21 protein-coding genes are annotated in these 19,664 nt (G+C 70.9%); 15 read left to right on the top strand and 6 right to left on the bottom strand.

All coding sequences use genetic code 11. The annotated features are described in order from the left end of the window. Window positions 1-2: 2 nt before the first annotated feature. Window positions 3-1,316, bottom strand: coding sequence for an LLM class flavin-dependent oxidoreductase (locus tag CSIV_RS12145; protein ID WP_077051662.1), 1,314 nt, complete (start codon window positions 1,314-1,316; stop codon window positions 3-5). Next, complete coding sequence (locus tag CSIV_RS12140) at window positions 1,313-2,656, bottom strand: O-acetylhomoserine aminocarboxypropyltransferase/cysteine synthase family protein (protein ID WP_077051661.1); 1,344 nt, start codon at window positions 2,654-2,656, stop codon at window positions 1,313-1,315. Before CSIV_RS12140 ends, CSIV_RS12145 begins: the two co-directional genes overlap by 4 nt. A 231-nt stretch (window positions 2,657-2,887) precedes the next feature. On the opposite strand from CSIV_RS12140, the gene leuC reads away from it, so the two are divergent. From leuC to CSIV_RS12110, 6 genes are all read left to right on the top strand, one after another. Continuing rightward, complete coding sequence (leuC, locus tag CSIV_RS12135) at window positions 2,888-4,369, top strand: 3-isopropylmalate dehydratase large subunit (protein ID WP_077051660.1); 1,482 nt, start codon at window positions 2,888-2,890, stop codon at window positions 4,367-4,369. A gap of 1 nt (window position 4,370) precedes the next feature. After that, a complete protein-coding gene (leuD, locus tag CSIV_RS12130; RefSeq protein ID WP_077051659.1) occupies window positions 4,371-4,967 on the top strand; it encodes a 3-isopropylmalate dehydratase small subunit in 597 nt (198 codons plus the stop codon). Between the two features lie 63 nt (window positions 4,968-5,030). Continuing rightward, a complete protein-coding gene (gene murA, locus CSIV_RS12125) occupies window positions 5,031-6,404 on the top strand; it encodes a UDP-N-acetylglucosamine 1-carboxyvinyltransferase (protein ID WP_077051658.1) in 1,374 nt (457 codons plus the stop codon). Between the two features lie 3 nt (window positions 6,405-6,407). Continuing rightward, on the top strand, window positions 6,408-7,148 hold the full coding sequence (locus tag CSIV_RS12120; protein WP_077051657.1) for a lysophospholipid acyltransferase family protein: 741 nt from the start codon (window positions 6,408-6,410) through the stop codon (window positions 7,146-7,148). Then, entirely contained in the window at window positions 7,138-8,274 is a 1,137-nt protein-coding gene (locus CSIV_RS12115; RefSeq protein ID WP_077051656.1) for an NAD(P)H-dependent glycerol-3-phosphate dehydrogenase, read from the top strand. Before CSIV_RS12120 ends, CSIV_RS12115 begins: the two co-directional genes overlap by 11 nt. Next, window positions 8,174-9,259, top strand: coding sequence for a D-alanine--D-alanine ligase family protein (locus CSIV_RS12110; protein WP_077051655.1), 1,086 nt, complete (start codon window positions 8,174-8,176; stop codon window positions 9,257-9,259). The genes CSIV_RS12115 and CSIV_RS12110 overlap by 101 nt, the downstream gene beginning before the upstream one ends. 18 nt (window positions 9,260-9,277) lie before the next feature. Here the strand turns inward: CSIV_RS12110 and CSIV_RS12105 are convergent, their stop codons facing one another. Then, window positions 9,278-9,781 (bottom strand): DUF3515 family protein, encoded by a 504-nt coding sequence (locus CSIV_RS12105; protein WP_077051654.1) that lies wholly within the window; start codon window positions 9,779-9,781, stop codon window positions 9,278-9,280. A gap of 25 nt (window positions 9,782-9,806) precedes the next feature. Here CSIV_RS12105 and thiL point away from each other — a divergent pair, with 25 nt between their 5' ends. Then, window positions 9,807-10,799 (top strand): thiamine-phosphate kinase, encoded by a 993-nt coding sequence (gene thiL / locus CSIV_RS12100; protein ID WP_077051653.1) that lies wholly within the window; start codon window positions 9,807-9,809, stop codon window positions 10,797-10,799. A gap of 41 nt (window positions 10,800-10,840) precedes the next feature. Here thiL and rsmD read toward each other — a convergent pair whose 3' ends face one another. After that, entirely contained in the window at window positions 10,841-11,413 is a 573-nt protein-coding gene (rsmD, locus tag CSIV_RS12095) for a 16S rRNA (guanine(966)-N(2))-methyltransferase RsmD (RefSeq protein WP_077051652.1), read from the bottom strand. Window positions 11,414-11,462: 49 nt separating this feature from the next. Between rsmD and CSIV_RS12090 the strand changes: the two genes are divergently transcribed. The 8 genes from CSIV_RS12090 (at window position 11,463) to CSIV_RS12055 (ending at window position 18,080) form a co-directional block, all read left to right on the top strand. After that, a complete protein-coding gene (locus CSIV_RS12090; protein WP_077051651.1) occupies window positions 11,463-13,625 on the top strand; it encodes an ATP-dependent DNA helicase RecG in 2,163 nt (720 codons plus the stop codon). A gap of 16 nt (window positions 13,626-13,641) precedes the next feature. Further along, window positions 13,642-14,139, top strand: coding sequence for a pantetheine-phosphate adenylyltransferase (coaD, locus tag CSIV_RS12085; RefSeq protein ID WP_077051650.1), 498 nt, complete (start codon window positions 13,642-13,644; stop codon window positions 14,137-14,139). Between the two features lie 143 nt (window positions 14,140-14,282). Further along, entirely contained in the window at window positions 14,283-14,777 is a 495-nt protein-coding gene (locus tag CSIV_RS12080; RefSeq protein ID WP_077052639.1) for a YceD family protein, read from the top strand. Between the two features lie 2 nt (window positions 14,778-14,779). Next, a complete protein-coding gene (gene rpmF, locus CSIV_RS12075) occupies window positions 14,780-14,989 on the top strand; it encodes a 50S ribosomal protein L32 (RefSeq protein WP_019179169.1) in 210 nt (69 codons plus the stop codon). 10 nt (window positions 14,990-14,999) lie between these two features. Beyond that, window positions 15,000-15,680, top strand: coding sequence for a ribonuclease III (gene rnc, locus CSIV_RS12070; protein ID WP_077051649.1), 681 nt, complete (start codon window positions 15,000-15,002; stop codon window positions 15,678-15,680). Continuing rightward, a complete protein-coding gene (mutM, locus tag CSIV_RS12065; protein ID WP_077051648.1) occupies window positions 15,673-16,563 on the top strand; it encodes a bifunctional DNA-formamidopyrimidine glycosylase/DNA-(apurinic or apyrimidinic site) lyase in 891 nt (296 codons plus the stop codon). Before rnc ends, mutM begins: the two co-directional genes overlap by 8 nt. Before the next feature lie 44 nt (window positions 16,564-16,607). Continuing rightward, a complete protein-coding gene (locus CSIV_RS12060) occupies window positions 16,608-17,051 on the top strand; it encodes a MerR family transcriptional regulator (protein WP_077051647.1) in 444 nt (147 codons plus the stop codon). A gap of 33 nt (window positions 17,052-17,084) precedes the next feature. Further along, the gene (locus tag CSIV_RS12055) at window positions 17,085-18,080 is read left to right on the top strand and encodes an NAD-dependent epimerase/dehydratase family protein (RefSeq protein ID WP_077051646.1); all 996 of its coding nucleotides are present in this window, start codon (window positions 17,085-17,087) and stop codon (window positions 18,078-18,080) included. 115 nt (window positions 18,081-18,195) lie between these two features. On the opposite strand, the gene CSIV_RS12050 is transcribed toward CSIV_RS12055, so the two are convergent. After that, window positions 18,196-19,278: a GNAT family N-acetyltransferase gene (locus CSIV_RS12050; RefSeq protein ID WP_077051645.1), complete on the bottom strand. Its 1,083-nt coding sequence runs from the start codon at window positions 19,276-19,278 to the stop codon at window positions 18,196-18,198. Window positions 19,279-19,339: 61 nt separating this feature from the next. After that, entirely contained in the window at window positions 19,340-19,609 is a 270-nt protein-coding gene (locus CSIV_RS12045) for a hypothetical protein (RefSeq protein WP_077051644.1), read from the bottom strand. Window positions 19,610-19,664 lie beyond the last annotated feature (55 nt).

Here is a 19,664-nt window from a genome sequence, read left to right as displayed (position 1 = left end):
GCTCAGAAGGCGCGGAGGTTCGCGCCCAGACCGCCCTCGACGTACTCCTCGCGGAGGATGCCGCGGCGCCGCAGGATCGGGACGAGTTCGTCGAGCAGCCGGTGCACGGTGACCGGGTGCAGGTCGCCCCACAGCAGGACGCCGTCGTTGCCCCAGTCGCCGAGCTCCTCGATGCGGTCGGCGAACTCGTCCGCGGTGCCGACGAAGCCCGAGCCGTCGTTCAGACGCCCGAGACGCGCGTGCGCGGCGAGGATCGCCCGCAGCGGAGCGTCGGGCTCGTGTTTCCCGACGAGACGGCGCACGCTTCCCTCCGAGACGTGCTCGCCGAAGATCGCGCGGTCCAGGGGCTGATCGAGGTCGAGTCCGGTGAGGTCGGTCTCGAGGTCGCTGGACTGCTTGCGCGCGATGGCGAGCAGCGCCGCCTCGTCGGGATCCGCGGATGCCGCGACCAGGCGGTCGGCCTCCTCCGGTGACGACACGAGCACGGGCTGGATCGCGAAGAGGATCTTCACGTCGCGCGGCGTGCGCCCGGCCGCCTCGGCGGCGGCGTGGATGCGGCCCCGGTAGGCGCGGATGCTCTGCTCGTCGAGCGGGGCGAGGGCCAGCTGCACGTCGGAGTTGCGTCCGGCGAACGCGAGTCCGCGTCCGGACCCGCCGGGGGAGACGATCGCGGGCTCGCCGTCGGTGAACGGCACCGCGTTGAGCGGACCGTCGAAGCCGAAGTACTCGCCGCGGTGCTCCGTGTCGGCGAGCCGCGTCCCGTCGGCGTACACGCCGGACTCCTCGTCCTCGACGAGGGCGCCGTCACCCCAGCTGCGCCAGAGGGCGCGCAGGCCGTCGATCCACTCCTCCGCACGGTCGTAGGCGGCGTCGTGGCCGAGCTGCGGAGCGGTCGAGAAGTGCCGCGCGCTGCCGGTGTCGGTGACGACGTTCAGGCCGAGCCGGTGGCCGCTGAGGTGCTGGAGAGTCGCGAACTGGCGCGCCGCCGTGTACGGCAGGTACGCGGCGGGGTTCACGGTGGGCACGACGCCGAGGTGCTGCGTCGCGGCGAACAGATAGGGCGCGAGGAGCAGCGGATCGTGCTTCGGACCGCCGAACGCGTGCCGGACGCGCAGATCGATCGTCTCGGCGCTGCCGAGCGAGGGGGCGTCCTCGATGATCAGCAGGTCGAAGCCGGCCTGCTCGAGCGTGCGCGCCGAGTCCTGGTACAGCCCCGGCTCGGTCCAACGGTGGTTCCAGCGGAGGTACGGGTGACCCCAGCCGTGCGGACCGAAGCCGCGCGCGAGGAACCAGCCGAAGTGCTGCAGACGGCTCACAGGACGACGACCTCGCGCTCGTCCAGGGCGCCCGCGAGCTCGTCGTCAAGACCGAGGGATGCCAGCCCTTCGAGAGCCTGGGCGAGGTCGCCGATGATGTCGTCGACGTCCTCGATGCCGATCGAGAGTCGGATCGTGCCGGGGAACACCCCGGCGCGCTCGCGCTCGGGCACGGTCCGGGCGGAATGGCTCGTGCTCTGCGGGTGCAGTACGAGGGAACGCACGTCGCCGAGGTGCGTCATGTGGGTCACGAGGCGGACGGACTGCACGAGGTGCCGCGCAGCCTCGAGCCCGCCGCGGAGGGTCACGGTGAACACCGAGCCGCTGCCGCGCGTGAGGTACCGCCGACCGAGCTCGTGGTGCGGGTGGGAGGGGAGGCCGACGTAGTCGACACGCTCGACCTCGGGTCGGCCCTCGAGCCACCGCGCGACGGCGAGTGCGTTGGCGGACTGCCGCTCGACCCGCAGGCTCAGCGTCTCGACGCCCTGACCGATCAGGAAGGCGTTCAGCGGCGACGGCGAGGGGCCGAACCGCGGGGCGACGCTCTCGCGCAGGTACTGCCCCCGCGCGCGGCGCCCGTGCTTCTCGGCGTAGCTCGCCCCGCCGAGCCGGTCGGTCTGGACGAGGTGGGGGAAAAGGTGTCCCGAGGCGGTCGCGTCGAAGCGCCCGTCGTCGACGATGACGCCGCCGAGCACGGCCCCCTGCCCGGCGAGGAACTTGCTCGCCGAGTGCACGACGATCGCCGCGCCGTGTTCGATCGGCCGGAGGAGGTAGGGGGTCGTGAACGTGCTGTCGACGACGAGCGGGACGCCGCGCTCGGCGCCGATCGCCGCAACGGCGGCGACGTCGAGCACGTCGTTGCGGGCGTTCGAGAGCGTTTCGGCGAAGAGCGCCTTGGTCCGCGGCGTGATGGCGGCGCGCCACGCGGTGAGGTCGTCCGTGTCGACGAAGGTCACCTCGACACCCAGACGCGAGAAATTGTCGAGGAGGAGGCCGCGGGTGCCCTCGTAGATGTGCTCGGACACGACGATGTGGTCGCCGGCATCCAGGAGTCCGAGGAGCGCGACCGTGACCGCCGCCTGCCCGCTGGAGACGAGGATCGCCTGGTCGCCTCCCTCGAGGGACGCGAGGCGCTCTTCGACCGCCTGCACCGTCGGGTTCCCGGTCCGGGTGTACCCGAAGCCGCTCCCGGTGGCGAAGTGCGCGGCGGACTCGTCGAGGTCGGAGAAGGTGAACCCGGCGGTCAGGTAGATGGGCGTCGCCCGGGGCGAGGCGGGGGCGACCGACGCTCCCACGTGCACCTGACGGGTCGAGAACCCGGTGTCTTCCTGCGCGCTCATGCGGCACTCTCCTTCCAACGGCGTGGCGACAGGCTCGCACGTCGGCCCACCCGCCGCCCAACCGTGCGGCGCCGTGTTACGCGGAGGGGTCCGTTCGCCCGGTGGTATCGTGGCGACGTGCGGATCGCCGGCCTCCTCCTTAGCGGCCGCGACGAGACCTTGTTCTAGGCCTTTCTCGTCGCGGAGTTCGTCGCGGGCCTCACATCCCATCCGAGGAGAAACGCAAGTCTCATGAGCACGACATCGATCGACGGCATCCAGGTTCCCGATCGCCCGCGCACCCTGGCCGAAAAGGTCTGGGACGACCACCTGGTAGTGAAGGGCGAGAACGGTCAGCCCGACCTGATCTACATCGACCTCCACCTCGTGCACGAGGTCACCAGCCCCCAGGCCTTCGACGGCCTGCGCGCCGAGGGGCGCCCCGTGCGCCGCCTCGACCTGACGATCGCCACCGAAGACCACAACACCCCGACGCTCGACATCGACAAGCCGATCGCCGACCTGACCAGCCGCACGCAGATCGAGACGCTGCGACGCAACGCCGACGAGTTCGGCGTGCGCATCCACTCGCTGGGCGACAAGGAACAGGGGATCGTGCACGTCGTGGGCCCCCAGCTGGGGCTGACGATGCCGGGCATCACCGTCGTGTGCGGTGACAGCCACACCTCGACCCACGGCGCGTTCGGCGCCATGGCGTTCGGCATCGGCACGAGCGAGGTCGAGCACGTCCTCGCGACGCAGACCCTGCCGCTGAAGCCGTTCAAGACGATGGCGATCACGGTCGAGGGCGAGCTGAAGCCGGGCGTCACCGCGAAGGACATCATCCTCGCCATCATCGCCAAGATCGGTGCGAACGGCGGCCAGGGCTACGTCCTCGAGTTCCGCGGCAGCGCGATCCGCTCCCTCTCGATGGAGGGGCGCATGACGATGTGCAACATGTCGATCGAGGCGGGCGCCCGCGCCGGCATGATCGCCCCCGACGAGACGACCTTCGCCTACGTCAAGGACAAGCCCCACGCCCCGCAGGGTCAGGACTGGGACGACGCCGTCGCCTACTGGCGCACGCTCCCCAGCGACGAGGGCGCCGTGTACGACGCCGAGGTCTTCCTCGACGCGAACGAGCTCGAGCCGTTCGTCACGTGGGGCACGAACCCCGGCCAGGGCGTGTCGCTATCCGACGTCGTGCCGACGCCGGCCGAGATCGCCGACGCGAACGAGCGCGCGGCCGCGGAGCGCGCCCTGCAGTACATGGACCTCGCGCCGGGCACCCCCATGAAGGACATCCCGGTGGATGCCGTCTTCATGGGCTCGTGCACCAACAGCCGCATCGAGGACCTCCGCGCGTTCGCCTCCGTCATCCAGGGGCGCACCAAGGCCGACAACGTCCGCGTGATGGTGGTGCCGGGCTCGGCCCGTGTGCGGCTCGAGGCCGAGGCGGAGGGCCTGGACAAGGTCTTCACCGCCTTCGGCGCGGAATGGCGCTTCGCCGGCTGCTCGATGTGCCTGGGCATGAACCCCGATCAGCTCGCTCCGGGCGAGCGCTGCGCCTCGACGTCGAACCGCAACTTCGAGGGCCGCCAGGGCAAGGGCGGTCGCACGCACCTGGTGTCGCCGCTCGTGGCGGCGGCGACCGCCGTGCGGGGCACCCTGTCGAGCCCCGCCGACCTGGATCCGCTGCCCGCGGAGGCCGTCACGACCGGGGCGGAGGCCTGACATGGAGAAGTTCACCACGCACACCGGTGTCGTCGCCCCCCTCAAGCGTTCGGCCGTCGACACCGACCAGATCATCCCCGCGGTCTACCTCAAGCGCGTCACCAAGACGGGCTTCGAGGACGCGCTGTTCGCCAACTGGCGGCAGGACCCCGAGTTCGTCCTGAATCAGGATGCCTACCGCTCGGCATCCATCCTCGTCGCGGGACCGGACTTCGGCACCGGGTCGAGTCGCGAGCACGCCGTGTGGGCGTTGCGCGACTACGGCTTCCGGGTGGTGCTGAGCCCGAAGTTCGCCGACATCTTCCGCGGCAACTCCGGCAAGCAGGGCCTGGTCACGAGTGTGATCACCGAGGACGACGTCGAGCGCATCTGGGCGGCCGTCGAGGCGCAGCCCGGTGTGGAGATGACGGTGGACCTCGAGGCGCGCACCGCCGTACTCGGCGACCTCCGAGTCTCATTCGAGATCGACGATTACACTAGGTGGCGGCTTCTCGAAGGGCTCGACGACATCGGGCTCACTCTGCGCGACGAAGACAAGATCGCGCAGTTCGAGGCGCGCCGCGAGGCATGGCGGCCGCGGACCCTTCCGGTCCGCTAAGCCCGGTCGGCCCGATCGGGCCGGTCCGCCGCCCCTCGTCCACGAAGTGAGGTCCACCCCCCTATGAGCACACTCGTCACCGAATCCGGAGATCAGATCCCCGGGCAGCCGGACTGGGAAGCGGCGGAGACCCTCTCGATCCGCGGCGGCCGACCGCTCCGCGGAACGGTCGAGGTCAAGGGGGCCAAGAACCTCGTGACCAAGGCGATGGTCGCCGCCCTTCTGGGCGACACCACGAGCACGCTGCGCGACGTCCCGATGATCAGCGACGTCAAGGTCGTCCGGTCGCTCCTCGAGGTGCACGGCGTGACCGTCACCGAGGGCGACGAGGAGGGCACGCTCCACCTCGACCCGTCGGGAGCGGTCGCCGCGCACTTCGAGGAGATCGACGCGCACGCGGGTGCCTCGCGCATCCCGATCCTCTTCTGCGGTCCGCTGCTCCACCTGCTCGGCGAAGCGCTGATCCCCGACCTCGGGGGATGCCGCATCGGCGACCGCCCCATCAACTTCCATATGGATGCGCTCCGCGCCTTCGGTGCGGTGGTCGACAAGAGCTACGAGGGCATCCGCATCACGGCCCCCAACGGTCTGCACGGGGCGAACATCACCCTGCCGTACCCGAGCGTCGGCGCGACCGAGCAGGTTCTGCTCACGGCCGTCCGCGCCAAGGGCGTCACGGAACTGCGCAACGCCGCGATCGAGCCCGAGATCATGGATCTCATCGCGGTGCTGCAGAAGATGGGCGCGATCATCTCGTACGAGCCCAACCGCGTGATCTTCATCGAGGGCGTCGACCGTCTCGCCGGATACGACCACCGCGCGATCTTCGACCGCAACGAGGCCGCGTCGTGGGCGTGCGCAGCCCTGGCCACCGACGGTGAGATCTTCGCCAAGGGCGCACGTCAGCAGGACATGCTCACGTTCCTCAACGTCTTCCGCAAGGCCGGCGGGTGGTTCGACGTGCGCGAGGACGGCATCCTGTTCCGCCGTGGCGGCGACCTCAAGCCCGTCATGGTCGAGACCGACGTGCACCCCGGCTTCATGACCGACTGGCAGCAGCCGCTCATCGTCGCCCTCACGCAGGCGCACGGCACCTCGACGGTGCACGAGACGGTGTACGAGAACCGCCTCGGCTTCACGCAGGCGCTCAACAAGATGGGCGCCGACATCGTCGTGCACCCCAAGGGTCTCGACAGCCCCGACCGCCGCGTTCCGCGCCGCGACCTCGAGCAGGCCGCCGTCATCAACGGCCCGACGCCCCTGCACGGCGCGGACGTGGAGGTGCCGGATCTCCGAGGCGGCTACAGCTACGTCATCGCCGCTCTGGCGGCCGAGGGTGAATCGACGGTGCGCAACATCGGCATCATCCGTCGCGGATACGAGAAGTTCCTCGAGAAGCTGACCGCTCTCGACGCCGACTTCGACGTCGTGGGCTGACCCATGGCGGCCTCCCCGGAGAAGAGCCGGCCCAGCGCCTTCTGGCCTCTCGCCGCGATCGTGGTGCCGCTCACGGGTCTCTTCGCCCGTATCGAGATGCGCGGCGTGGAGAACCTCCCGCGGGAGGGCGCCTACGTGCTGGCGCCCAACCACAACTCGGAGTTCGATCCGCTCATCGTCGCCGTCTCGGTGTGGCGCGCCGGTCGCGCACCGCGGTTCATGGCCAAGGAGAGCCTGTTCAAGGTCCCCGTCCTCGGCGCGTCGCTGCGGGCGACCGGAATGGTCCCCGTTCCCCGGACGTCGACGAGCGCGAACCAGTCGATCACGGCGGCGCAGGACATCGCCCGCGACGGCCGCGGCGTCATCGTCTACCCCGAGGGCACGCTGACCCGCGACCCGGAGCTGTGGCCGATGCGCGGCAAGACCGGGGCCGTGCGTCTGGCGCTCGGTGGCGACCTCCCGCTCATCCCCATGGCGCAGTGGGGCGTGCAGCAGATCCTTCCGCGCTACGGCAAGCTCCGTTTCCCCCGACGCGCCCACGTGATCGTGGAGTTCGGTCCGGCGCTCGACGTCGCCGAGTACCGCGCGACCGCGACGCAGCCGGCCACGCTCACGCGCGCGACCGATGCGCTCATGGCCCGCATCTCCGAGATGCTCTCGGGCCTCCGGGGTCTGCCGGCACCGGCCGAGCGCTGGAACCCGTCGCAGCACGGGCAGAACGAGACGGGCCGCCTTGAGTCGTAAGAGCGAAGCTCCCGCGCCCAAGGTCGCCGTCGTCGGTGCCGGTAGCTGGGGCACGACGTTCGGCAAGATCCTCGCCGACGGCGGCGCATCGGTGGTCATGTGGGCACGGAGGCCCGAACTGGCCGCCGAGATCACCGAGTCCAAGCGCAACAGCCGCTATCTCTCGGGCATCAACCTGCCGCGCACGATGACGGCGACGACCGACCTCGCCGAGGCCCTCCACGGCGCGGAGCAGATCTATCTGTCCGTGCCCAGCCAGTCGCTGCGCGAGAACCTCGCCGCGATCCGCCCCCTCGTCGAGCGCACCGACGTCCCCCTGGTGTCGCTGATGAAGGGCGTCGAGAAGTCGACGGGGCTGCGGATGAGTCAGGTCATCGCGCAGGTGCTCGAATGCGATCCGGCGCGTATCGCTGTGGCATCCGGACCCAACCTCGCCCTCGAGATCGCGCGCGAGCAGCCGACCGCGGCCGTCATCAGCTCGCTGAGCCCCGAGACCGCCGAAGCCGTCGCCCGGCGCGCGCGCAACCGCTACTTCCGCTCCTTCGTGAACACCGACGTCATCGGCACCGAGTTCGGCGGTGTGCTGAAGAACCTCATCGCCGTGGCCATCGGCATCGTCGACGGCGTCGGATACGGCGAGAACACCAAGGCGTCGATCATCACGCGCGGGCTGGTGGAGATGACGGACTTCGCCGTCGCGCAGGGGGCGCAGCCCGAGACCCTCCAGGGTCTCGCAGGCCTGGGCGATCTCATCGCCACGTGCCAGTCGCCGCTGAGCCGCAACAACACGGCGGGACGCCTGCTGGGTCAGGGCTACGGCTACCAGGACGTCGTGAAGCAGATGCAGCAGACGGCGGAGGGGCTGGCATCCGTGGCCCCCGTCCTGCAGCTCGCCCGCGAGGTCGGTGTCGACATGCCGATCGTGCGGCAGGTGAAGATGGTGCTGGACGGCACCATGGACCCGCGCGACATCGCGCCCCATCTCACGACCGACGACGACCAGCCGCAGGGCGAGAGGACGCAGAATGACCAGACCGGCGGTGGCGGTGCTCTTCGGCGGGCGCTCCAGCGAGCATTCGATCAGTTCCGCCACGGCGGGAGGGGTGCTGCGGGCGATCGATCGTGACCGCTTCCGCGTGATCCCCGTCGGGATCACCCGCGACGGCGCCTTCGTGCTCGAGGACGACGACCCCGACAAGTTTGCGCTGCGCCCCGAGGCGCTGCCCGAGGTGCGCGACAACGGTACCCGCGTGCGACTGCCGGAATCCGTGCTCTCGCGGGAGTGGACGGTCACGGATACCGACGGCGAACGTTCCCTCGGCGACATCGACGTGGTGCTCCCGATCCTGCACGGTCGGTTCGGTGAGGACGGCACGATCCAGGGGCTCCTCGAGCTCCTCGGCATCCCGTACGCCGGCGGGGGAGTCCTCATGTCGGCGATCGGCATGAACAAGAACGTCACCAAGCGCGTACTGCGCTCCGCAGGTGTGCCGGTCGTGCCGTGGGTCGCGGTCACCCGGGCCGATCTCGCGCGCAACCGCGACCTGTGGGAGCGCCGCATCCGCTCGCTCGGCCTCCCGGTCTTCGTCAAGCCCAACGAGGCCGGTTCCAGCGTCGGCGTCACGAAGGTCTCGCGCTGGGAAGACCTGGATGCCGCTTTCGACACGGCCTTCGCCGAGCACCGCCTCGTGCTGGTCGAGCAGGCCGTCGTCGGGCGCGAGCTGGAGTGCGGTGTGCTGCCCGGTCGCGACGGCGGACCGGTGCGCGTCAGCGTCGCCGGCGAGATCGTGGTCACGGGGCGCGAGTTCTACGACTTCGAGGCGAAGTACATGAACGCGCCCGGCGTCGACCTCGTGTGCCCGGCCGACCTCCGGGACGGCGAGCTCGCCGAGATGCAGCGGATCGCCGCCCAGGCCTTCGAGGCACTCGGCGGTGAGGGGCTCGCGCGCGTCGACTTCTTCTACACCGGCACCGAGTTCTACGTGAACGAGGTCAACACCATGCCCGGGTTCACGCCGATCTCGATGTTCCCCACCTGCTGGATCGCCTCGGGCCTGTCGTACCCCGAGCTCATCAGCGACCTGCTCGACGCGGCTCTGACGCGCGACTGACTCGACCGGCGCCCGCGCTCAGGACGAGGGGGTCGGCGCGGGGGTCGCGTCCGCCGGGGAGGTGCAGACCTGACCGGTCGCGGGCAGGTAGTCGCGGATGAGCGGCGCCAGCGCCCGCGCGATGTCGGCGCTGCTGGCAGTACCGGCATTCAGGAAGACCTGGATGGCCGGCTGGTGCCCGAACGTCGTCAGCGTGTACTTCTGATCGGTCGCTTGCGACTCGTCCACGAGCCAGTCCACCCCGTCGAACGTGCGACACGGCAGGGTCGAGGGACCCGGGGCCTCGAGGCCGCATGTGATGAGGATGCTGGCCGGATTCCCGTACGCGCCGGTCGCCTGTGCGTCCGTCCAGCGACGGTCCTGGCCCGAGATCGACTTCGGCAGACGCGAGGTGATCTGCGCGCAGGCCGGGTCGTTCGCCGCCTTGGCCGGCTCCATCGAGACCGTCGTGGTGCACGCGGCGAGTCCCGGCAGCAGGGCGAGGACGGCGAGGAGCGCGAGGGGGCGACGGGAGCGGAGCACCCCTCCAGGCTAATAGCGTGGGAGGGTGACCGACGCCGAGACCACCGTGGGGGAGCTGTCCGAGGGGCAGGTGCTCCGCGGCATCCTGAACCGCCTGCCCGCCTCGACCGCGCCCGTGGGCCCCGGTGACGATGCGGCGGTTCTGGCCGTCCCCGACGGCCGTGTCGTCGCCACCACCGACACGCTCGTTCACGGTCCGGACTTCCGGTTGGCCTGGTCGTCGGCGGTCGACCTCGGGTACAAGTCGGCCGCGGTGAACCTCGCCGACGTCGCCGCGATGGGCGCCCGGCCCATCGCGCTGCTCGTGGCGCTCGCGATGCCGGACAGCACCCCGCTGTCGTTCGTCCGCGGGCTGGCGGACGGTCTCGCGCAGGCGTGCGCCGAGCTCGCGCCGGGCTGTGCGGTGGAGGGCGGCGACCTCACCGTCTCGGACACGCTGACGATCGCCGTCACCGCACTGGGGAGTCTCGACGGCCGCGAACCGGTGCGCCGATCCGGAGCGCGGGCGGGGGATGCCGTGCACGTCATCGGCGATCTGGGCCTGGCCGGCCGGGGCCTCGACGTGCTGTTCACCCGCTTCGTCGATGCGGCCGGTGCGCCGATCCCGGTGACTCCCGAGGCGCGGGCCTCACTCGGAGCCGAGGACGCGGAAGGCCTGGACCGGCAGCTGCGCCCGCGTCCGCCGATCGCCGACGCGCTGCGCGCCGCGGACGCGGGAGCCACCGCCATGATGGACGTCTCCGACGGACTGGCCCTGGATGCCGAGCGCCTGGCCGACGCGTCCGGTGTGACGATCGCGTTCGACGCGGGTGCGTTGGGAGACGACCTCGAGCGAGCGCTCGGCGGGGGAGAAGACCACGGCTTCCTCGTGACCTACCCCGCGGGGACCGTCGGCCCGGGGCGGCGTGTCGGCACGGTCGTCGCCCGTGGCGAGGTCGCCGTGACGGTCGACCGCCGCCCGTGGACCGGCCGCACCGGATGGGATCCGTACCGCGATTGGGACGCCGGCCGCGGCTGACGGGTGCGGCACCGGCGACTCACGCGCGCGGGAGCGGCGACTCACGCGCGCGGAAGCGCGGGGCGCCCCCACCACAGCGTCGTGTCGCCGTAGGTGCGGTGGCGATCGGCCTCGAGGCCGGCGGCATCCCAGTCCGGGGCGGGGGAACGCTTCGCCCGTTCGACGATGACCACGGCATCGACGCTCAGTCGCGGGGCGACCCCGGCGAGGACCCGGGCGATCTCGTCGTCCGAGACGTCGTACGGGGGGTCGAGGAAAACGAGGTCCCACTCGGCGGAGGAGGTCTCCAGGTAGGTCGCGGCGTTGGCGCGGTGCACCCGGGCCGTGCCGCTCGCACCGGCGCCGCGCAGCCGTTCCGCGTTCTTGCGGATGAGGGCCGCCGCGGGAGCGGAGAGTTCGACGAGATCTGCGGAGACGGCACCGCGGCTGAGGCTCTCGAGCCCCAGCGCGCCCGAGCCCGCGTAGAGGTCGAGCACGCGCGCACCGTCGACGAGGTCCGCGGAATCGAGGGCGCCGAAGAGCGACTCGCGGACACGGTCGCTCGTGGGCCGCGTGCCCTTGGGCGGGACGTCGAGGACCGTGCCGCCCGCGCGGCCGGAGATGATGCGGGTCACCCTCTCAGCCTACAAACCGCGTGTCCGGGGCCGTGCCTAGACTCGGTGCATGCCCGGTCTCTCGCTGTCGTCCCGACTCGACGGCGCCGTGGGCGGCAAGACCGCCGCGGCGTTCGAGCGCGCGTTCGGCATGAAGACCGTCGGCGAACTCCTCGAGCACTATCCGCGACGCTACGCGCGGCGCGGAGAGCTCACTCCGATCGCGTCGCTCCCGCTCGGCGAGCCGGTCACGATCGTGGCCGAAGTCGTCAGCGCGACCGAACGGCGGATGCAGAACCGCCGGGGATCGCTGCTGGAGGTCATCATCAGCGACGGCGACGGCCGCCTGTCGCTCACGTTCTTCAACCAGTCGTGGCGTCTGAAAGACCTGACGCCGGGTCGGCGCGGCATCTTCTCGGGGAAGGTGGGGGAGTACCGCCGCCAGACGCAGTTGACCCACCCCGACTACTCGCTCTTCGACGACCTCGAGGAGGCCCGCGCCGAGGCCGAGGTGAACGCCAAGCGCCCGATCCCGATCTATCCCGCCACCAGCACGGTGCCGAGCCCGCTCGTGCAGAAGACGATCGCCCTCGTGCTCGACGGCCTCGGCGCCGTCGACGATCCCCTGCCCGACGATCTGCGCGAGCGCCGCGGCCTCGTCGGCGCGCGGACCGCGCTCGAACACATCCACCGGCCGTACCACGACGACGAGATCCCGCCGGCGGTGGAGACTTTGCGCATGCAGGAGGCTTTCGTCCTCCAGACCGCTCTGCTGCAGCAGCGTCAGTTCGTCCGTGCCCTGTCGGCGACGAAGCGTCCCGCGTCCCCGGGTGGGCTGCTCGAACGCTTCGACGCGTCCCTGCCCTTCGCGCTCACGCCCGATCAGGAGACGGTCGGGGCCCGGATCGCCGACGACCTCGTGGGCGACTGGCCGATGAACCGGCTGGTCCAGGGCGAGGTCGGTTCGGGAAAGACGCTCGTGGCCCTCCGGGCGATGCTGCAGGTGGCCGAATCCGGCGGCCAATCGGCGCTCATCGCCCCGACCGAGGTGCTCGCCGCCCAGCACGTCCGCTCGATCGCGAAGATGCTCGGCCCGCACCTCGCGCCCGAGCTGATGCCGACACTGCTCACGGGTCAGCTGCCGGCGGCCGAGCGTCGTCGGGCCGCCCTGCGGGTGGCATCCGGTCAGGCCCGGATCGTGGTCGGCACCCATGCCCTGCTCAGTTCCACGACGACGTTCGCCGATCTCGGATTCGTCGTGGTCGACGAGCAGCATCGCTTCGGGGTCGACCAGCGCGAAGCGCTCCGAGCCAAGGGCGATTCCCCGCACACGCTCGTGCTGACGGCGACCCCCATTCCGCGGACCGTGGCAATGACGGTGTTCGGCGACCTGGACGTCTCCACGATCCGCACCATGCCGGCCGGGCGCGCCGGCATCCAGACCTTCGTCGCGCCCCTCGCCGAGAAGCCGGGCTGGTTCGCGCGGGTGTGGGACCGCGTCGCCGAAGAGGTGGCGAAGACGCACCAGGTGTTCGTCGTGTGCGCCGCGATCGACGCCGAGAAGCTCACCTCCGACGAGGTCGGCGACGAACCGGCCGAGGGGCCCGCCGACACGCGAACACGCTGGGGCGTCGTACAGGTTCGAGCGCTGCTCGACACGCTCCCGGCGTTCGCCGACATCCGGGTCGAGATCCTGCACGGCAAGATGCACGCCGACGAGAAGGATGCCGTGATGCAGGCGTTCGCGCGCGGTGACATCGACGTCCTGGTCGCGACCACCGTCATCGAGGTCGGGGTCGACGTGCCCAACGCGTCGACGATGGTCATCCTCGAAGCGGATCGCTTCGGCGTCTCGCAGCTGCACCAGTTGCGTGGACGCGTCGGCCGTGGTGGTCTGCCAGGACTGTGCCTGCTCGTGACGGAGGCGGCGCCGGGCACGTCGTCGCGGTCGCGCGTCGAAGCGGTCGCTCGCACCCTCGACGGCTTCGAACTCGCCGAGGTCGATCTCGAGCTGCGCGGAGAGGGAGACGTGCTCGGCGGAGCGCAGTCGGGCGTCCGCTCATCGCTGCGTCTCCTGCGCGTCGTCACCGACGCCGAGCTGATCGTGGAAGCGCGTGCGGTCGCCGAGACGGTGCTCGCCGACGACCCGGCCCTGGTCCGGCACCCGGGGCTCGCGGCGGCTCTGGAACGACGCGTCGGCGTCGAGGAACGCGCGGCCCTGGCCAAGTCGTGATCGGTAGGCTGGCGACATGAGTCCGCGGATCGCCGTCGTACCCGGTTCCTTCGACCCCCCGACGCGGGGGCACCTCGACGTGATCCGCCGCGCGGCCGGCCTGTTCGATCAGCTGCACGTGCTCGTCGTCCACAACCCGGGCAAAGAGGCGATGCTGCCCATCGCTCAGCGGCAGGCCCTGCTCGAGCAGTCCATCCAGGAGGAGGGCATCGAGGGCGATGTCATCGTCGCCGCGTGGAGCATGGGGCTCCTCGTCGACTACGCCACCGATGTGGGCGCACAGGTGCTGGTCAAGGGAATTCGGTCGCAGGTCGACGTCGCCTACGAGACGCCGATGGCGATCGTGAACCGCGACCTCGCCCACGTCGAGACCGTGTTCCTTCTGCCCGACCCCTCCCACGCGCTCGTGTCGAGCTCGCTGGTGCGGCAGGTGGCGGCGCTCGGTGGCGACGTCTCGCCGTACGTCCCGGCGTCCGTCGCCCGCTTCCTGGACACGGGCGCGCGCGGGCTCTGACGCCCACGGACGCGGGGTGAGGCGTCCGCGATGCCGTGCGGCCCCCGCCCAGGGGCGCCCGGGTAGCATGGACGACCGTGAGAACCCACCGCCCCGGACCCTTCCAGCTCCCCGTGCGCGACATCGTGCGCCACCCGGGCGAGATGCGCGAGCACGAGCTCGAGATCCCCGCCCCCGAGAAGTGGGGAGAAGGTCTCGTCGCCGTCCCCGCGGCCGAGCCGCTGGAGATCGACGTGCGTCTGGAGTCCGTCCACGAGGGCATCCTGGTCTCCGGAACCGTCTACGCCACGGCCTCCGGTGTCTGCGGACGCTGCCTCACCGACATCACCGAGCCTGTCGAAGTCGAGTTCCAGGAACTTTTCGCGTATCCTGGGGATGAAGCGAACGACTTCGAAGTTCAAGACGACCACGTGGATCTTGAAAATCTGGTCCGGGATGCCATCGTCCTGTCGCTTCCGTTCCAGCCGGTGTGTCAGCCGGATTGCCTCGGGCTCGACCCGGTCACGGGTGAGAAGCTGACGGAGAGCGCCGGCGACACGGAGCAGACGCCCGTCGATTCCCGGTGGGCGGCGCTCCAGCAGTACACCCCAGACGACGGCGATGCGCTCCGCGCCGCCCCCAAGACAGAGAAGAGCTAGTCATGGCAGGTAACCCCCCGAAGCGGAAGGTCTCCCGCTCCAACACCCGCTCGCGCCGCGCGCAGTGGAAGGCCGAAGCCCCCACGCTGGTCAAGACCATCGAGAACGGCAAGGTCGTCTACAGCCGCCCCCACCAGGCGAAGGTCGTCACCGACTCGCAGGGCACCGAGCTCTTCCTCGAGTACAAGGGCCGCAAGGTCGCCGACGTCTGATCAACGTCCGGTGACGCGTACATCTGCGCTCATCGAGAAGCTCGGGGTCGACATCGACCCCGAGCTTCTTTCTCTTGCGCTGACCCATCGCTCGTTCGCGTACGAGAACGGCGCCATCCCGCACAACGAGCGCCTCGAGTTCCTCGGCGACTCCGTCCTCGGGCAGGCCGTGACGGTCCGCCTGTACACGCGGCATCCCGACCTCGACGAGGGCAGCCTCGCCAAGCGTCGCGCGAGCGTCGTGTCGACCGTTGCCCTGGCGGAGGTGGCGCGCGCCATCGGCCTCGGCGATCATGTGCGGCTCGGCCGGGGCGAGATCCTCACGGGCGGCCGTGACAAGGATTCGATCCTGGCCGACACGATGGAGGCGGTCATCGGCGCGACGTACCTCTCCGCCGGCCCGGATGCGGCGACCGAGCTCGTGCTGCGTCTGGTCGAGCCGCTGCTCGCCGACCCGGATCGGTACGGCGCCGCGATGGATCCGAAGACGAGCCTGCAGGAGATCGCCGCGCGCCAGTCGCTGTCCGCCCCGGTCTACTCCGTGGAGGCGGCCGGTCCCGACCACGATCGGCGCTTCACCGCCACGGTGACGGTCGGCGACGTCGCCACCCAGGGCCATGGGTCGAGCAAGAAGCAGGCCGAGATGGCAGCGGCCCTTGCGGCGTGGCGCGAGCTCGACGCCCGTGCCTGAGCTGCCCGAGGTCGAGGTCGTCCGCGCCGGCCTCGAGCCCGCGGTGACGGGGGCGCTCATCGCCTCGGTCGACGTGCGGGACGCCCGCGCCCTCACCCGTCACTCCGGTTCGCCCGAGCACTTCGAGGCCGAGCTCACCGGTCGCCATATCGTGGGCGCCGTCCGGCGGGGCAAGTTCCTGTGGATGCCGGTCGGCGACGACGAGGCGATCGTGACGCACCTCGGCATGAGCGGCCAGATGCTGCTTCGGGTGCCCGGTGCGCCGGAAGAACGGCACGAACGCATCCGCATCGAGCTCGAGCACCCCGTGCACGGGGCGCTGTCGGTCGTCTTCGCTGATCAGCGCACGTTCGGCTCGCTCGCGCTCGACGAGCTGGTCGACACGCCGGATGCCGCAGCCGGCGGCCGCGGCTCGGCACTGCCGCGCGTCCCCACGCAGGTCGCCCACATCGCCCGCGACCCCCTCGACCCGGCGTTCTCCGACGCGCGGTTCCGCGCGCGTCTCGGGCGCACGTCGTCGGGGATCAAGCGCGTGCTCCTCGATCAGACCGTGGCGAGCGGCATCGGCAACATCTACGCCGACGAATCGCTATGGGCCGCGCGCATCCACCCCGAGTCCGTGGCATCCGATCTGCCGACCCGCTCGGTAAATCGGCTGCTGGCCGAAGTACGCGCGGTGCTCGAGAAGGCTCTCGCCGAGGGCGGCACGAGCTTCGACGCGCAGTACGTCAACGTCAACGGTCAAGCGGGGTATTTCGCCCACTCGCTCAACGCGTACGGTCGCACCGGTCAGCCGTGCCCGCGCTGCGGTCGCCCGATCGTGCGGGTGAGCTTCATGAACCGCTCGAGCCACTTCTGCCCGCGGTGCCAGCGCGTGCGCTGAGCACTGCTTGACCTCAAGTGCCTGAGGTGTGCTGAGCTGGCGACATGTCGATGCTCACCATTCAGCAGACCGCACGTCGGTCCGGGCTCAGCGTGCCCACGCTCCGGTATTACGAGGACGTCGGGCTCATCGGCCCGATCGCGCGCGATGCGAGCAGCGGTCACCGGCGGTATCGCGAGCGCGACCTCGACGACCTCCAGGTGCTCGCGTGTCTTCGAGCGATGGGCGTCGGGATCGAGGACATGCGCGCGTACCAGGCGAATCGCGCGCGGGGGAACGCCGCCGCGGCCGAGCAGCGCGACATCCTCCTGCGCCATGCCGAGCGAGTGGAGATCGAGAGGGCGACTCTGCGCGTGCACCTCGATTACCTGCGTCGCAAGGCGGACCTGTGGGACGCCCGCGACCGCGGCGATGCCACCGCGGAAGCGGAGGCCCAGGCGCGCGTCCACGAGATCTACCCCGAGATCGAGATGCTGATCCGGGCTTGACCTCCAGCGCTGGAGGGCTGTTCGACTCGGCTCATGAACACTTCTTCTGACACCGTCCTGGTGACCGGCGCTTCCGGATACCTCGGAACCCGCGTCGTCGCCGACCTCCTCCAGCGGGGCACGCGCGTGCGCGCCGTCGTCCGCTCCCTCGACGCGGAGCCGGCGCTCCGCGCGGCCGTCCGCCGCGCCGGGGCAGACGACGCGGGCCTCGAACTCTCCCTCGCCACCTTGACGGAGGATGCCGGATGGGATGCCGCGGTCTCCGGGGTCGCGGGCATCTACCACCTGGCATCCCCGATGACCCTCGCCACGGAGGACGCGAACCTCCTGGCTCCCGCGCGCGACGGCGCGCTGCGAGTGGTTCGCGCCGCTCGGGATGCCGGAATCCGACGGGTCGTGCTGACCTCATCGTTCGCGGCCGTCGGGTACTCGCCGAAGCCGTTGAACGCCGAGGGCGAGCGGGAGTACGACGAGGACGACTGGACCGACCCGGACGCGGCCGGCTTGCCGGACTACCCGCGATCGAAGACCCTCGCCGAGCGTGCCGCGTGGGACTTCATCGAACGAGAGGGGAAGGGGCTCGAGCTCGTCGTGCTCAACCCGACGTGGATCGCCGGACCGACTCTGACCGCAGACCCGCGTTCGTCGCTGCAGGCGTTCCTCGCGATGCTCGACGGGCACATGCCGCTCGCGCCGCGGCAGCGGTTCGGTATCGCGGACGTCCGGGACGTCTCGGCGGCGCACCTGGCCGCGATGGGCACGCCGGACGCGGCAGGCAAGCGGTACCTCCTGCTCGCTGACGGGCCGACGATCTCGTGGTTGGGCGTGGCATCCCTGCTCCGGGAGCACCTGGGAGATCTGGCCGCGGCCGCGCCGACGGAGGAGGTGCCGGGCGACGAGCTGCCGCCGCTCGTGATTCACAACGAACGCGCGAAGGCGGAACTCGGCTTCACCCCGCGCCCGGCGGAGACCACCATCTTCGAGACGCTGGACGACATGCGCGATCGCGGAATGCTCCGCCGGGGCTGACCCGCGTCGCGCCCGCTCCCCGCCGCGAGACCGCATCCGCCTGACGAACCCACTGCACGCTGCGGGGGAGAGGTCAGGCGGATGCGGTCTCGGCGCTCCGGGGCCCGCGGCCGGGTCAGCCGAGCACCTTCTGCCACGCGCCCTCGTAGGCGATCGGGGCGAACCCGATCGTCTCGTTGATCGAGAGCATGGGGCGGTTCTCTTCCGCGTTGTACGTCATCACGCGGGGCGACTCCGGGACGGCCTCGCGCCAGGCGAGGAGGCCGGCGCACTTCACGAGCATCCCGAGACGGTGTCCCCGGTGGGATGCCACGACCAGGGTGTCCTCCTGGTGGGTCACCGCGGTGCGGTCCTTGCCGACGACGAGCTCGTTGAAGGCGGCGAGTTCCCCCGAATCGACGTGCTGTGCGACGGTGACGAGGAGGTGCCGGTCGGCGTCGGAGTAGGTGCGCTCCCACTCGGCCACCCGGGCGGCATCCCAGATCTCCTCGTCGTAGTCGAGACCGGCGGCGGGCGCGTCCGTGATCATGCGCGACTTCATGTACGCGAAGGCGTCCACGAACTCGGGGGGAGTCGGAAGCGTCCACTGGATCACGCGGTACCCCGAGGCCGCCGCCTCCGCCTCCGTCAGGAGTGCCCGCAGGTGCGGCTCCGCGCCGGCGAGGTCGAGACGGCTCTGCCGCACGATCTGCTCGAGGGTGTATCCCGCGTCGAGGTAGAACTGCGCGGCACGGTCGAGGGGGATCCGACCGAACCCGGTCGGCGCGTCCAGGTGCGGACCGTCCGTGGCCGGGTGCTCGGCCCAGGACTGCAGGATGGTCCGTCCGTGCTCCCGCGCCGTGCGCTCGATGAGGTCGTGCGCGGCGCGCCCGATGCCGCGACCCCACGCGCCGCGTCGCAGCTCGATGAGCCAGAAGCCGGTGCGCGCGCCGTCCTCCTGGGGGAGGTCGAGTCCGACACGGCCCACCACCTCGCCGTCCCACAGCGCGATCCAGGCGAGCCGGATCTGCGCAGCGGTCGGACGGTAGACGGGCAGAAGCTCGTCGGCGGGCATGGCGTGGTCGTCGTGGCCCGCGATCTCGCGGTAGACGAGATTGCGCACGCGCGACATCTCGCGGAAGTCGGCGGCGTCAGGGGAGTCGATGGATGCCGGGATGCGGAGGGGGCGCAGCTCGAGGCCGGCCGGGAGGGTGCTCATGTCGGAACTTTCGGTGGGAGGAGAGGGAAGGGGCGGGGCCGGGGGTACCGGCCCCGCCGGATCACAGCGGCGGACGCGAGAGAAGCGCCTGCCGCTGCCAGTGGGTCTCGCGCCGGCCCCGCTCGAGTGCGGCGCGGTGCGCGAGGTCGCCGCGCTCCGTGCGGTGCGCGAGCGGTGCGGCGCGTGCCGCGGCGCGCGTCAGCAGCCACAGGCCGAGGCGGAGGGAGAGACGGTCGAGGAATCCGAGGCGGTGCTGGGCCGTGGTCTCGACGACGGGAAGGGACAACGCGGATGCCGTGTGCTGCGGCGCGCGCGTGAGCGAGGTGTTCATGCGGAGGCTCCGATGAGGAAGGGAGAGCGAAGGGGCCACGGCCGACGGAAGGCGG

Origin of the sequence: Microbacterium sp. CSI-V, assembly GCF_001984105.1 — a bacterium.
Lineage (GTDB): Bacteria > Actinomycetota > Actinomycetes > Actinomycetales > Microbacteriaceae > Microbacterium.
The sequence above is the reverse complement of the archived record's forward strand: the minus strand, read 5'-3'. Positions and strand labels throughout refer to the sequence as shown.